Origin of the sequence: Bradyrhizobium sp. th-b2 (assembly GCF_000426785.1) — a bacterium.
Lineage (GTDB): Bacteria > Pseudomonadota > Alphaproteobacteria > Rhizobiales > Xanthobacteraceae > Bradyrhizobium > Bradyrhizobium septentrionale.
Map to the genome: position 1 here is coordinate 1 of NZ_AUGA01000103.1, position 12,843 is coordinate 12,843.

Sequence of the window (12,843 nt, forward strand, 5' to 3'; positions counted from 1 at the left end):
CACAAGGCCCACGCCGTGCGTCGCGCCATCCGTGCCGCCGGCGCCCGGCTCTTCTACCTGCCGAAATACTCGCCTGATCTCAATCCGATCGAGCAGTTCTTCGCCAAGTTCAAACACTGGCTGCGCAAAGCCGCACAGCGAACCACCGAGGCCGTCTACGATGCTATCGCTCCGATCCTCGGCACCGTCTCACCGGCCGAATGCGCCAACTACTTCGCAAACGCCGGATATGACCAAAACTAAACTCATCACGCTCTAGGGCCACCGGTCAGGCAGCTTCGGCTGGGGCTGAAACATGGACCTGGCAATTGGCCGGACACACCCTGGCGCACGCGCCGCAGCCGATGCAGGCGCCCTGATCATTCAGAACCATGATCTTCTTTTCGATCTCATCGTCCTCGTCATCGTCAAGATCAACAAGTTCGCCGTCCTCGCTGATTCCCTTCAACGCCATGACACCTCGGCCACACACCTTGAAACAGCGGCCACAGCCGATGCATTTTTTGGCGTCAATCGACATCAGGTAGTCTGGCGTCCAGTCGCGGCCATCGCGCGTTGTAAATGACATGTGTCGGCCCCTCTTAAGTATTTTCCAACGCCTTCAAATCATGGTTTCTGCGCTCAAGTTCGGCATAGGCATCGTGCGCCTTCTGCGCAACGACCATGATCGAGGTCCAGTTGATGGGCAATTCCTCCGAAAGGTCGTGCAGATCCATTTTGGCTTGTAGCGCTTTGGCCGATAGCTTCTTTATTTCAGCCTTCAGTGTTTCACGTTCGCTCATCAGTATCCTCAATAGTTCGCCACGTCCGGAAACTTCCGTATCAGGTCGCGATGCACATCACGCAGCCGCTTGTTCACGGCGCTCAGCCGGCCTCCGATCAGCACGATGCGGCCAAATCCTTCATGATGCAGCTTCAAGATCGGCTGGATCATCACACCGGTTTCCCTCTCGACCGCGAGCGCGACCGCGTTGAAGAACAGTTCCAGCCGCCACAGCGTATCGGGGCCAGGATCACCGACAATCGGCAACGCACGCCGCTTTTCCTTGTCCAAGACATAGGGCTCGAGAAGGTCGAGATCGCTCTTGGCCTTCCAGGCTCCCGTGGTGTCCTGAGCGCGCCAAATCTTGACTAGCTCCTTGATGAACAGCGCATCGGCGGAGCTGTCCTGCTGCTCTATTTCTGCGGTCATTTCATCTCATTCGTCGAACTCGAATGTGCTCCGCTGGTCCTTTGCCATTGCCTTGCGTAGCCAGGGAGGTGGTGTGCCTCTTAGGACGTCCTCGAGCTTTTCGAGCAGCACCAGAATGTTTTCTGGCTTGTTTACTTTGATCGGATGGATCTTGTTGGCGACCACCCGGGCAGCACCGGCACCGCCGATGGCAGCAACGTAAAGAATTGCGCAATCTTTAATCGCCTCGATCTTCGGCGCTAACTTGTCGTCGTTGCCGTCTTCCTTGAGATCGCCCTCAAACTCAACCGCTTTGAGAAACACGTGTCCGCTTGGCGCGACCTCGTAGATAGCAATATTCTTTGCCCAACCAAAATGAGCATCGACGCACCTTAGATCTTGAGTGGCGAATGCGACCTTCATGCAGTCGACCTCTCGGCTGCACCGATGGAACTGAGATGCCCGGACCTTGATGGCAGTGCGACCGGAGCCCGCCATCGATCGGGCGTAGGTGGATGGTTCTCCTCGCGGTCCGCGATCACGAGATTGGCGATATCGAAGATCAGATCGCGGGTACCACGATAACCGATCGATAGTTGGTGCCCTGCGCCAAGTCGATCGAACATCGGAAAACCCGCACGATAGAACGGAATTTTCAGCCGGGCAGCCGCTTGCCTGCCATGCGAATGCGTGATCAGCAAGTCGCAATTCTCGGTTCTGGCAAGCTCTTCGAGATCCTCAAGATCACCAATTAGCACCTCGTTGGTCTTGATCCGCTCGATCACCGCCGATTGTGTGGTCGTTACGGCCGCACGCACCTGCGCCCCCATCTCGTGCAGCATACTGGAGAGATCATATAGGAGGTCTGGCTCAGCGGCGATCGCAAGTCTGCGACCACCAATATGGAAGTGCGCGTCCAGCATTGCATCCGTGAGCTGGCCGCGCTGCCGCCGATATTTCGGTGGCACGGGACGGCCGCTGATTTCACTCACAAACGTCATGAATTCGTCGCACGGACCGAGGCCGCACAGCCGCTCGAAGAGGCGAAATGGAACGCCGCTTTTGGCCTGCATGACCTCTGCCGCTCGCCGCATCTGCGCGCCGATTGCAATGGTCCACCCGGCGCGGCCCATGCTCGCGATCTCGTCGACGCCGATGCCGCCGATGGTCGTTGACGTAAACTCGTCGGGGATATGCCCATCGAGCGACGCTGCCAGGTCAGGCAGGAAGGATGGCCGCAACCCAAAATCCTCCAGGATGGCACGGAGTTCGTCAAGATCACCCGGCGTGAGGTGACATCCTGGAAGAACGTTCACTCTCGAGGGATCGCGCAGGCCGTTGACGTTGGGCCCTTCCACCAGCAATTCCACAATGCGCGTCACAGCCTTCTCCCAGCCGTCCTGGAACGCGCCCTTGAAATCGGGTGTCGAGACATAGACCAGCGGCAATTTCGCAAGTTGCCGATGCTTGTTTCGGATTAGCTTGAGGTAAGCATCCACATCGTCTCCGTTAGTCTCGGTGATGCCGGTCGAGCAGATTCCGACGATCTTTGGCTTGGCTCGGTTGTAGATATTGAGTATCGCCTGCTCGAGGTTCTCATAGCCGCCGAGCACGGTCGCGACCTCGCTCATCGCGGTGGTCTGCAGCGGTACCACCTCCTTGAAATGCCGCACAAAGAGCGTGAGCCCGAAAGAAGTGCATCCTTGCGAGCCATGCAGAAGCGGCATCGCCCCGCGCAGCCCCATGAAGGCGAATGCGCCGCCAATCGGCTGGCTCATCTTCAGCGGGTTGACCGCGCAGGCTTTTGTTGGCACCGTGGTGAGGGCCATGATTCCCCCTATTCTGCGGCCTGCAGCATGGCAGATGGCGAGGGCACCAAGATGTCCTCGATGCGTCTCTTGCAGCAACCACCGACCGCATCGGTGTGCTCTTTGACTTCCTCGACGCTTCTCAGACCATGCGCGTAGATCGCATCCTCGATCGTGCCGAGATCGACCGTGTTACAGTGGCAAATCTTCCTCGCGCGGCGCGCCGTTTCGGCGAGCGCCGGTTCGCAGGCGATCTCGGCCGCCGGCGACTGCATATGCAGCTTCGCCCTGGCCAAGGCCTCCCATGGTGCCGGTCGACGTACCTGCTCCCACATCGGATTTGAGAGCGACTTGTCGATCTCCTCCACTAACTTGATCATTCCGACATAGCCCATATAGCCATGGCATCGCTCCTGGTTGATATCGAGCCAAGGCGTCGTTGCTTTCAGCGCGACGAACTGCGATTTGCCGCCCGATAGCATGATGTCCGCTTTTGCGCCCTTCAACATCTCGTACATTTCACGCGGCGACATGTCCTCGATCATGTGGGCATCCTGTCCCATGAGCTCCTTGATGCGCTCTTTGTCCTCCCTTGTCGATTTCTTCACGCTGGTTCCGACCAATTCGAGCCCGGCCTCCTGTAGTGCCGCAACGACCGACCATGACTTGACCCCGCCGGTAATCAGCAAAGCCTTCTTTCCCTTGAAGCGTGACTTGTACGGCTCGATCGCGGCCCAGGCCCGCGCCTCCTCGCGCGCGATCACCGCGTCGGTGCGCCCGAGCAGATCTTGCGGTGCGCCGCGCTCAACCAATAAGCGGGCAATCTGGCGCAGCGAATCACTTGAATCCTGGACACCGTAGAACGAGCCTTCGAAGAACGGGATTCCGTAGCGTTCCTCCATCTTGCGCGCGACGTTGATCATGGCCTTTGAGCACACCAACATCGCCGCCCGGGCGCGATGGGACGACGCGACTTCACGATATTTGGCATCGCCCGAGATGCATGAGAGAATCCGGATTCCAAGCTCATCGAGCGAAGGCTTGACTTGCCAGAGCTCCCCCGAAAGATTGTATTCTCCGATCAGATTGATGTCGTAAGGTGTGGTGCGGTCTGGCTCCCGCGTTCCGATCACATGTTCCAGCAAAGCCTCGCCGGCGAGCTTATTGCCGAGGTTCTTGGAGCCAACGAACCCCGGGGAATTGATCGGGATGACCGGTTTGCCGAACCTTTGCGAGGCGGCCTTACAGACCGCGTTGACGTCGTCGCCGATCATCGCGGGAACACAGGTCTGATAGACGAAAATGGCGGGCGGGTCATGCTTGTCGACGATTTCCTTGATCGCCTTCCAGAGCCGCCTCTCACCTCCAAATACGATATCGGTTTCGTTCATATCGGTTGTGAATGCGGTGCGCCATAGATTCGAACCGGAAGACGCCGCGCCGCGATTGTCCCAGGAGTTGCCTTCGCAAGCGATCGGACCATGCACCAAATGAGCGACGTCGGTAAACGGCTGTAGCGCGATCTTAGCACCGTCGAAGGCGCAGCCGCCCGCCGCACTACCCGGCTGCAGTAGCTTGGTGCATCCCTTCTTGCGCTCAGCCTCCGACTTACTGCCGTTCTTGGCGCAGCCCGGCTCGTTGAAAATATTCTGGACCGTAGCTGACAGCGAACTCATCCGTTCTCCTCTTAGCCGAACTAATTGCAAGTTGAGCCATCGTGCGCTCGTGCCATCGCCAGTGTTTTCGGCGACGGCACGTGCATTGTCCGTCATCAACGAATGATGTCGAAGCTGTAGTCAGTTTTGCCAAGAACGTTGGTCTTCCGGTCGATTTCGTCGAAGATCTTGTCGAGGATCTTCACCAGCACATTCAGGCCGCCCTGATAGCCCCACACAGGGGAGCGGTGGTGATGATGCCGATCAAACACCGGAAAGCCGATGCGGATCAGTGGCGTTCCCGTGTCACGTTCCAGGTACTTGCCATAGGTGTTGCCAATCAGAAGATCGACCGGCTCGGTGAACAAGAGCGAGCGCATGTGCCAGAGGTCTCGGCCCGGATAGGACTGGCAGGCATGCCCAAACGGTGAGCTTGCAAACAGCGCCTGCATTTTGTCCTGCCACGCCTTATTGCCGTTGGTGGACAGCACATGGGTTGGTTCGGCGCCGAGTTCGAGCAGAAAGGCGGCCAACCCATAGCAGAGATCCGGATCGCCATAGATTGCGAACTTCTTGCCATGGATATGCGCGCTGGAGTCAGCGATGGCATCAACCAAGCGGCCACGCTCTCGCGCGAGTTGCTCCGGGACCTGCTTGCCGCTGATGCGTGATAGCGCCAGGAGAAGGTCATCTGTTGCGGAGACGCCCACCGGGTAATTGAAAGAGACGACGTCCTGGCCATGCTCAGACACGAGCGGCAGCGTTTTTTCGGTACACCACTGCTGCATTGAGATTGTCGCCTTGGCGTGAACCGCGTTAGCTGCGTCTTCCAGCGTGGTGCCGCCGTCATACATCCGGAAATCGCCATCAGTCGGGGTATCGAAGACGTCGGAGTTATCGGCCAGTATGGTGTATTGGATACCCATCAGCGCCAAGATGCGCTTAATCTCACGAAGGTTTCCGACGGTGTAGCCATCGAACCCACCAATGATGTTGATCGACTCGTTTGGCTTGCGCTCCAGCTTCGGCGCTGTTCCGGCCTTGCCGTCCCAGAAATGCTCCAGAACACCCTTGAGTGCGTTGTCATACCCGGTGACGTGGCTACCGACGAACGCCGGCGTGTGTGCAAACGGCACGTCGAACTCCGCCGGAACAGAGCCCTTTTCCTTCGATGTCTTGATGAACGCATTGAGATCATCGCCAATCACCTCGGCCATGCAGGTCGTGGAAACCGCAATCATCTTGGGCTTGTACATGTTGTAGCTGTTGGCAAGTCCATCGATCATGTTGTTCAAGCCGCCGAACACCGCGGCGTCTTCCGTCATCGAGGAAGAGACGCAGGAACTCGGCTCCTTGAAGTGCCTCGACAGATGGCTGCGGTAGTAAGCCACGCAGCCTTGCGAGCCGTGGACGAAGGGCAGCGTGCCCTCAAAACCGACCGAGGCGAACACGGCGCCAAGCGGCTGGCAGGCTTTGGCCGGATTTACCGCCAGCGCCTCCCGCGCAAAATTCTTCTCGCGGTATTCAGGCGTTTTCGTCCATTCCTTGATGCGTTCAACCTCGGCTGGATCGCGGGAATTCTCGAACGTCTTCTTGTTAGCCAGCATCTGCTGGTATTCTGGACCGCGAAACAGTTCGAGATGATCGAGCACGTGTTCTGCACTCTGCGCCATTTTTAAGATCCTTCACTATCGAAATTGGTATCGTCCCGGCTCTCCACGAAGAGCCAGATACATTGCTTTATTCTGCAGCCAAGAGCTTCGACTTCGAAGCTTCTTTCCAAGGCGCTTTCATCTTCTTCCAGATCGGCGAGTTGACAGCCATGTCCATGTCGCGCGCGAAGATCGCAAAGCCGTCATAGCCGTGATATGGACCTGAATAGTCCCAGGAATGCATCTGCCGGAACGGTATACCCATCTTTTGGAAAACGTATTTTTCCTTGATGCCCGATCCGACCAGGTCGGGCTGGAGCTTTTCGACAAAACGCTCGAACTCGTAGCCATTGACGTCGTCGTAGATGAGCGTGCTGTCCTTGACGTAGTGCTGGGCGGTGCGCTGATAGTCGTCGTTGTGGCCGAACTCGTATCCGGTACCCACGACTTCCATCCCGAGGTCCTCGTATGCGCCAATCACATGACGCGGGCGAAGACCGCCGACGTACAACATCACCGTCTTGCCCTCCAGGCGCGGGCGATATCTTGCTATTACGGCGCTCACCAGCGGCTGGTACTTTTCAATCACCCGCTCAGCGCCTTCTTTAATCTTATCGTCGAAGTAGCCCGCGATCTTGCGCAGCGACACTGCGATCTTTGAAGGTCCAAAGAAGTTATACTCGCACCACGGAATACCGAACTTCTCTTCCATGTGGCGGGAGATGTAGTTCATGGAGCGGTAACAATGCAGAATGTTGAGCTTTGCCTTCGGCGTTGCCTCGAGCTCAGCGAGTGAACCGTCACCAGACCACTGCGCAATCACCCGCAGGCCCATTTCCTCCAGAAGAATTCGCGATGACCAGGCGTCGCCGCCGATATTGTAGTCTCCGATGATCGCAACATCGTACGGCGTCGACTCAAACTTCGGTTTACCATCTGGCTCGAACTTGTCGAAAATCCAATCACGCACGGCGTCGTTGGCAATGTGGTGGCCGAGCGACTGCGAGACGCCGCGAAAGCCCTCGCAACGGACCGGCACGATGGTCTTGCCGCCATACTCCTTGGATTTCGCTCTTGACACAGCCTCGATGTCGTCTCCAATCAATCCGATCGGGCATTCCGACTGGATGGTGATGCCGTTGTTGAGTGGGAAAAGCTCCTGGATTTCGTCAAGAACTTTGACCAGTTTCTTGTCGCCACCGAATACGATATCCTTTTCCTGGAAGTCGGAGGTGAATTGCAGGGTCACGAAGCTATCGATCCCGGTCGTGCCAACGTAATAGTTACGACGCGAGCCCCACGAGTACTGACCGCAGCCCACCGGTCCATGGCTGATATGGACCATGTCCTTGATCGGCCCCCAGACCACGCCCTTGGATCCTGCGTAGGCGCAGCCTCTGATTGTCATCACACCAGGGATGGATTTGATGTTGGACTTGACCCCACAGTCCGACTTGCCGGCTTGGTGCACGTTGAGATGCTTGGCGCGCCGTTTTGCGGTCTTCTCCGGATAGACCTTCAGGACCTCCTCAATCAGCTCTTTGTTGCGAGCCCTGATTTCTGCGATGCTCTGGGTCGAGGCGAGGCTCATGCTGAGGTCCTTCGAGGGTTAGCTGTTGCGAGAGCGGCTTCGTGACCTAGAGTTTTGCAACGAGCATGCCAGTGCGGCGCGAGCACAAAAAGCGGAACGATTGAAATCAGTTAGCGCGCTCCGTGGTGCAGCACGGGGTATTGTGGCTAACGCGACATCGCGCTTTGCCCGGAGAACCCTTCGTTTGGTCCTGTTCGAAATGGAACAGGGGCGGCGATATGTGAAGTAGCACCGCACGATTCCAGATGTGCGGCTGCCGATCGCGATGCTCCGCGCTCGAGAGAGCGCCCGTAACAAGCGAACCGAGCGGCAAAGGCCGGCTGATCGAGCCCGGGTTTGCCGACGCCATCCATGCTTGTTGAGATCTACAGATACTTGCCTTCAGCGACGACGATGATGCCAACGGTTATGACGTCGTCATCGTCGGGAGTTCGATGCTCCACCGCCCAGACGCCGCAAGCTCACCGGCTCACGATAACAGCTGTCGTGCCTTGATAAGTGCCCGCACGAGCGTATCAATCTCTTCACTTGTGTTGTAAAGTGCGAAAGACGCACGGCACGTCGCCAGCACACCCAAGCGCTCGAGCAGCGGCATCGCGCAATGGCCACCCGCCCGCACTGCAACTCCGGCGCGGTCGATGACCGTAGCAATGTCATGTGCATGCGCGCCTTTCATATCAAAGGAGATGATCGGCCCCTTTTCGGCCGGCGTCCCGATGATTCGTACGGCGTTGATGTCCCCTAGCTTCTCATTTGCGTAAGCGAGCAGCGCGTTCTCGTGCTTGCGGATCTGTTCTTTGCCTATCGAATTGATGTAATCTAAAGCCGCCCCCAAACCGATCGCCTCGACAATCGGCGGCGTCCCCGCCTCGAACCGGTGCGGCGGTTCACCATAGATGACGCCGGCACGCGAGACCTGACGGATCATCTCGCCGCCACCATTGAAGGGCGGCATTGACGAAAGATGCTCTGACTTGCCGTAAAGCACGCCGATCCCTGTCGGACCATAGAGTTTATGGCCTGTCATTACGTAGAAATCGCAATCGATGTCGCAGACGTCGACGGTCAAATGGACACATCCTTGCGAGCCGTCGACCAGTACGGGAATACCCCGTGCATGTGCGATCCTCACTACGTCTTTCACTGGCAAAACGGTACCCAGCACGTTCGACATCTGAGTGATCGCAACCATCTTGGTGCGCGGGGTCAAGAGCCGCTCAAATGCATCGAGCAGGAAATTGCCGTCATCATCAACCGGCGCCCACTTGATGACTGCGCCGAGCCGTTCTCTTAAAAAATGCCACGGCACAATGTTGGAGTGGTGTTCCATAATCGACAGAACGATCTCGTCACCGGCGCTGACCCGTTCACGGCCGAAGGTCTGGGCGACCAGATTGATGGCCTCCGTAGCGCTGCGGGTGAAGACGATCTCTTCGTTCAGATGTGCGTTCACAAACCGCGCCACCTTGGTACGGGCGCCCTCATACGCCTCCGTCGCCGCATTCGCCAGATAGTGCAGGCCGCGATGTACGTTGGCGTATTCGCTGGAGTACACATGCATCATGCGGTCAAGAACCGCATTCGGCTTTTGCGCGGATGCGGCGTTATCAAGGTACACAAGCGGCTTGTCGTACACCGTCATGGACAGCGCAGGAAAGTCCGCGCGCAGACGGCTGACCTGGTAACTACCGTTGCCTATCGCGGGGTGCACACTCATCGCGCCCGCAGCCAGTGTTCAGCTCGCGCGGTCACAAATTCGCGCAGATTGCCGGCGGGGATCTCCTCGATCGGCTCGCCAATGAATGCTCTAATCAACAACGCCTGCGCATCCTTCTCTGATAGACCTCGAGCGCGCAGATAGAATATGAGACTGGTGTCCAGCGCACCTGAAGTCGATCCGTGGCCGCAAGTCACGTCGTCGGCAAGGATTTCGAGTTCGGGCTTATTGTCCGCCTCGGCCTGGTCGGACAGGAGCAGCGCTCGCGTCATCAGCGCGGCTTCCGTCTTCTGCGAGGCGGGACGTACGACGACTTGGCCCTGGAACACCGAGCGGCCGCAATCGTCGACGACCGCGTGGAACTTATTCCGACTGATGCAATGCGGCACGGCGTGGTCGACTACGATTGTTGTGTCGGCGTGCTGTTTTTCCCTGATGAGATTGACCCCGTTCGCCGAGAGCCTGGATCCCTCGCCGGCCAGTGTGACGAATCCCTGATAGCGACCGATGGAGCCGCTGCAGGTCATGCTGAAGAGATTGAGGCTCGCTCTGGTACCGACTACGATGATTCCCGACGAAAGGTTCACGGCGTCAGCGGCATCAGCTGCCACCCGGATATACGAAAGGCTCGCCTCGTCACCAACCAGGACAATTATCGCATCGTTGGTTTGATATCGGCTCGCGCCATCAGCCGCGACGAATGTTTCCACCACAGCCGCGTGCGCTCCCTTACCTAGCTGCAGGTAGGAACGGGTAAAGTCGGACACCGACAATGAGGTTGCAACGTGAACGATCTGAATGGGACGCTTAATCGCGCTGCCCTCGGCGATCGTAATCACCAGGCCGTCGGTCGCCATCGCGGCATTGAGCGAGATCATCGCATCAGTTGTGGTCGAAAGCACCAGGCCGGCCATTGCGCTATTGGCCGGATTCTCCAGAATCTCCCGCAACGACCGCACATCGATCCCATTTTCGAGGCTACCGACGTCGGATAGCTCGGGTGCGAATATTCCATCCACCAAAACCAGTTTGACTGCTTGATCGGCAGCCGCTTGCATGACCGACGACTTTGCGCGCACCAGCGCAGCTGCATCTGGTCGCGGAGCGAGTGGCAGTACCTCGCCGATCAAGGCGCATAGATCTGTATATTTCCAAGCCTCGATGCGCCGATGCGGGAGGCCGGCACGCTCGTAGGCCTCGAATGCCCTCGCACGGATATGGGCGACAGGCCCACAGCCAGGCAGCCGTCCGTGCGCCGCGGTGAAGAGATTGCTCTTTGCACGTCCGGCGTCGGCTTCTCTTGCCAAAACTTGCTTCATCAGGAAATCTCTTGAGAGGTCAGGCCGCACCTTCAAATTGAGCGTAGCCACAAGCCTCGAGCTCCAGCGCGAGTTCTCTGCCGCCGCGCTTCCTTACCCGCCCTTTGGACATCACATGCACAAAATCCGGCGCTATATAGTCGAGAAGCCGCCGATAGTGGGTGATCACGATCATCGCCCGTTCCGGCGAACGCAGAGCGTTGATACTGTTGGAGACGATGCGCAGCGCGTCGATATCGAGGCCGGAATCTATCTCATCCAAGATGCACAGGCTCGACTCGAATAGCGCCATCTGCAAAATCTCGTTGCGCTTTTTCTCGCCGCCGGAAAATCCGACATTGAAGCCGCGCTTCAGCATGCCTTGTGGGATGTTGAGCGACTTGGCTATCTCGCGGGCCCTTTTGAGAAAATCGGGCGTGGAGAATTCCTTTTGCCCGCGCGCTTTACGCTGAGCGTTCAACGCCGTACGCAGGAAGTTCATGGTGGTCACGCCGGGAATTTCCACCGGATACTGAAACGCAAGAAATATCCCCTTGCCAGCGCGCTCCTCCGGTTCCATCGCGAGAAGATCTTCATCGTTGAACAGGATTTGGCCTGCACTCACTTGATACCCGGGCTTGCCGGAAATAATGTGGCTGAGCGTGGTCTTTCCGGAGCCGTTCGGCCCCATGATCGCGTGTACCTCACCCGCGTTGACCGTAAGATCGAACCCGCGAAGAATTTCGCGCTCGTCCATGCCGGCATGCAAATCTCGAACTTCGAGTAGCGCCATTCTGATCTATCTCCTGAAATGCATCATCCCGGGTGAGCCGCACTCGGGAGGTCCCGCGGGACGGTTGGCTATCCGACGGACCCTTCGAGCGAGATCGAGATCAGCTTCTGCGCTTCCACCGCGAACTCCATCGGCAGTTTTTGCAGAACGTCCTTGGCGAAGCCATTGACGACAAGGCCAAGGGCCTGTTGCTCGCTCAAGCCTCTCTGCACGCAGTAGAACAGCACGTCCTCGGAGATCTTCGACGTGGTCGCTTCGTGCTCGAACGTTGCCGAGGAGTTCTTGGCCTCGACATAGGGCACGGTGTGCGCGCCGCATTTGTCGCCGATCAGGAGCGAATCGCAGGCGGTGTAGTTGCGCGCGCCGGTGGCTTTACGGTGCGCACTGACGAGGCCGCGATAGGTGTTCTGCGATTTGCCGGCGGCGATGCCCTTGGAGATGATCCGGCTCGACGTGTTCTTGCCGAGGTGGATCATCTTGGTGCCGCTATCGACCTGCTGGAAGCCGTTCGAGATCGCGATCGAGTAGAACTCGCCGCTCGAATTGTCGCCGCGCAGGATGCAGCTCGGATATTTCCAGGTGATCGCCGAACCGGTCTCGACCTGGGTCCAGGAGATCTTGGAATTCCTGCCGCGGCAGTCGCCGCGCTTGGTGACGAAATTGTAGATGCCGCCCTTGCCCTCGGAATTGCCGGGGTACCAGTTCTGCACCGTCGAATACTTGATCTCGGCATCGTCGAGTGTGACCAACTCCACCACGGCGGCGTGCAACTGGTTCTCGTCGCGCTGCGGCGCGGTGCAGCCTTCGAGATAGGAGACGTAGGAGCCCTTGTCGGCGATGATCAGCGTGCGCTCGAACTGGCCGGTGTTGCGCTCGTTGATGCGGAAATAGGTCGACAGCTCCATCGGGCAACGCACGCCCGGCGGCACGTAAACGAACGAGCCGTCGGAGAACACCGCCGAGTTCAGCGTCGCGAAGTAATTGTCCGTGGTCGGCACCACGGTACCCAGATATTTCTGCACCAGCTCGGGATGCTCGCGGATCGCCTCCGAGATCGGCATGAAGATCACGCCGGCCGCCTTCAGCTCCTTCTGGAAGGTGGTCGCCACCGACACCGAATCGAACACGGCGTCGACCGCGATCTTGCGGCTGGGCGAC

13 protein-coding genes are annotated in these 12,843 nt (G+C 58.1%); 1 reads left to right on the forward strand and 12 read right to left on the reverse strand.

The features are described 5' to 3' along the window. On the forward strand, positions 1-243 hold a 243-nt coding region (locus K359_RS0143525; protein WP_029084731.1), incomplete at its 5' end, for a transposase. Between the two features lie 25 nt (positions 244-268). Here K359_RS0143525 and fdxB read toward each other — a convergent pair. The 12 genes from fdxB to sufB form a co-directional block, all read right to left on the reverse strand. Continuing rightward, positions 269-568 (reverse strand): ferredoxin III, nif-specific, encoded by a 300-nt coding sequence (fdxB, locus tag K359_RS0143530; RefSeq protein WP_029084732.1) that lies wholly within the window; start codon positions 566-568, stop codon positions 269-271. 13 nt (positions 569-581) lie between these two features. Beyond that, positions 582-782 (reverse strand): CCE_0567 family metalloprotein, encoded by a 201-nt coding sequence (locus K359_RS0143535; RefSeq protein WP_029084733.1) that lies wholly within the window; start codon positions 780-782, stop codon positions 582-584. An 8-nt stretch (positions 783-790) separates the two neighbouring features. After that, a complete protein-coding gene (locus K359_RS55405) occupies positions 791-1,192 on the reverse strand; it encodes a NifX-associated nitrogen fixation protein (RefSeq protein ID WP_084518764.1) in 402 nt (133 codons plus the stop codon). A gap of 6 nt (positions 1,193-1,198) precedes the next feature. Beyond that, on the reverse strand, positions 1,199-1,594 hold the full coding sequence (gene nifX / locus K359_RS0143545; RefSeq protein ID WP_029084734.1) for a nitrogen fixation protein NifX: 396 nt from the start codon (positions 1,592-1,594) through the stop codon (positions 1,199-1,201). Next, positions 1,591-3,000 carry a nitrogenase iron-molybdenum cofactor biosynthesis protein NifN gene (gene nifN / locus K359_RS0143550; protein ID WP_029084735.1) on the reverse strand — a complete coding sequence of 470 codons (1,410 nt, stop codon included), beginning with the start codon at positions 2,998-3,000 and terminating at the stop codon, positions 1,591-1,593. Before nifN ends, nifX begins: the two co-directional genes overlap by 4 nt. A gap of 8 nt (positions 3,001-3,008) precedes the next feature. Next, the gene (nifE, locus tag K359_RS0143555; RefSeq protein WP_029084736.1) at positions 3,009-4,655 is read right to left on the reverse strand and encodes a nitrogenase iron-molybdenum cofactor biosynthesis protein NifE; all 1,647 of its coding nucleotides are present in this window, start codon (positions 4,653-4,655) and stop codon (positions 3,009-3,011) included. 95 nt (positions 4,656-4,750) lie between these two features. Continuing rightward, the gene (gene nifK / locus K359_RS0143560; protein WP_029084737.1) at positions 4,751-6,307 is read right to left on the reverse strand and encodes a nitrogenase molybdenum-iron protein subunit beta; all 1,557 of its coding nucleotides are present in this window, start codon (positions 6,305-6,307) and stop codon (positions 4,751-4,753) included. Between the two features lie 67 nt (positions 6,308-6,374). Then, positions 6,375-7,877, reverse strand: a complete 1,503-nt coding sequence (nifD, locus tag K359_RS0143565; RefSeq protein WP_029084738.1) for a nitrogenase molybdenum-iron protein alpha chain — start codon at positions 7,875-7,877, stop codon at positions 6,375-6,377. A gap of 469 nt (positions 7,878-8,346) precedes the next feature. Beyond that, positions 8,347-9,594 (reverse strand): cysteine desulfurase, encoded by a 1,248-nt coding sequence (locus K359_RS0143570; protein ID WP_035978206.1) that lies wholly within the window; start codon positions 9,592-9,594, stop codon positions 8,347-8,349. Continuing rightward, on the reverse strand, positions 9,591-10,913 hold the full coding sequence (sufD, locus tag K359_RS0143575; RefSeq protein WP_029084740.1) for a Fe-S cluster assembly protein SufD: 1,323 nt from the start codon (positions 10,911-10,913) through the stop codon (positions 9,591-9,593). Before sufD ends, K359_RS0143570 begins: the two co-directional genes overlap by 4 nt. 19 nt (positions 10,914-10,932) lie before the next feature. Continuing rightward, on the reverse strand, positions 10,933-11,685 hold the full coding sequence (gene sufC / locus K359_RS0143580) for a Fe-S cluster assembly ATPase SufC (protein WP_029084741.1): 753 nt from the start codon (positions 11,683-11,685) through the stop codon (positions 10,933-10,935). 68 nt (positions 11,686-11,753) lie between these two features. Then, positions 11,754-12,843 (reverse strand): Fe-S cluster assembly protein SufB (gene sufB / locus K359_RS0143585; RefSeq protein WP_029084742.1); only part of this gene is annotated, 1,090 nt, incomplete at its 5' end.

What these genes read in the sequence shown, in the direction of transcription:
- fdxB (WP_029084732.1), bottom strand. Translation starts at nt 568, where the DNA reads ATGTCATTTACAACGCGCGATGGCCGCGACTGGACGCCAGACTACCTG.
- K359_RS0143535 (WP_029084733.1), bottom strand. Translation starts at nt 782, where the DNA reads ATGAGCGAACGTGAAACACTGAAGGCTGAAATAAAGAAGCTATCGGCC.
- K359_RS55405 (WP_084518764.1), bottom strand. Translation starts at nt 1,192, where the DNA reads ATGACCGCAGAAATAGAGCAGCAGGACAGCTCCGCCGATGCGCTGTTC.
- nifX (WP_029084734.1), bottom strand. Translation starts at nt 1,594, where the DNA reads ATGAAGGTCGCATTCGCCACTCAAGATCTAAGGTGCGTCGATGCTCAT.
- nifN (WP_029084735.1), bottom strand. Translation starts at nt 3,000, where the DNA reads ATGGCCCTCACCACGGTGCCAACAAAAGCCTGCGCGGTCAACCCGCTG.
- nifE (WP_029084736.1), bottom strand. Translation starts at nt 4,655, where the DNA reads ATGAGTTCGCTGTCAGCTACGGTCCAGAATATTTTCAACGAGCCGGGC.
- nifK (WP_029084737.1), bottom strand. Translation starts at nt 6,307, where the DNA reads ATGGCGCAGAGTGCAGAACACGTGCTCGATCATCTCGAACTGTTTCGC.
- nifD (WP_029084738.1), bottom strand. Translation starts at nt 7,877, where the DNA reads ATGAGCCTCGCCTCGACCCAGAGCATCGCAGAAATCAGGGCTCGCAAC.
- K359_RS0143570 (WP_035978206.1), bottom strand. Translation starts at nt 9,594, where the DNA reads ATGAGTGTGCACCCCGCGATAGGCAACGGTAGTTACCAGGTCAGCCGT.
- sufD (WP_029084740.1), bottom strand. Translation starts at nt 10,913, where the DNA reads ATGAAGCAAGTTTTGGCAAGAGAAGCCGACGCCGGACGTGCAAAGAGC.
- sufC (WP_029084741.1), bottom strand. Translation starts at nt 11,685, where the DNA reads ATGGCGCTACTCGAAGTTCGAGATTTGCATGCCGGCATGGACGAGCGC.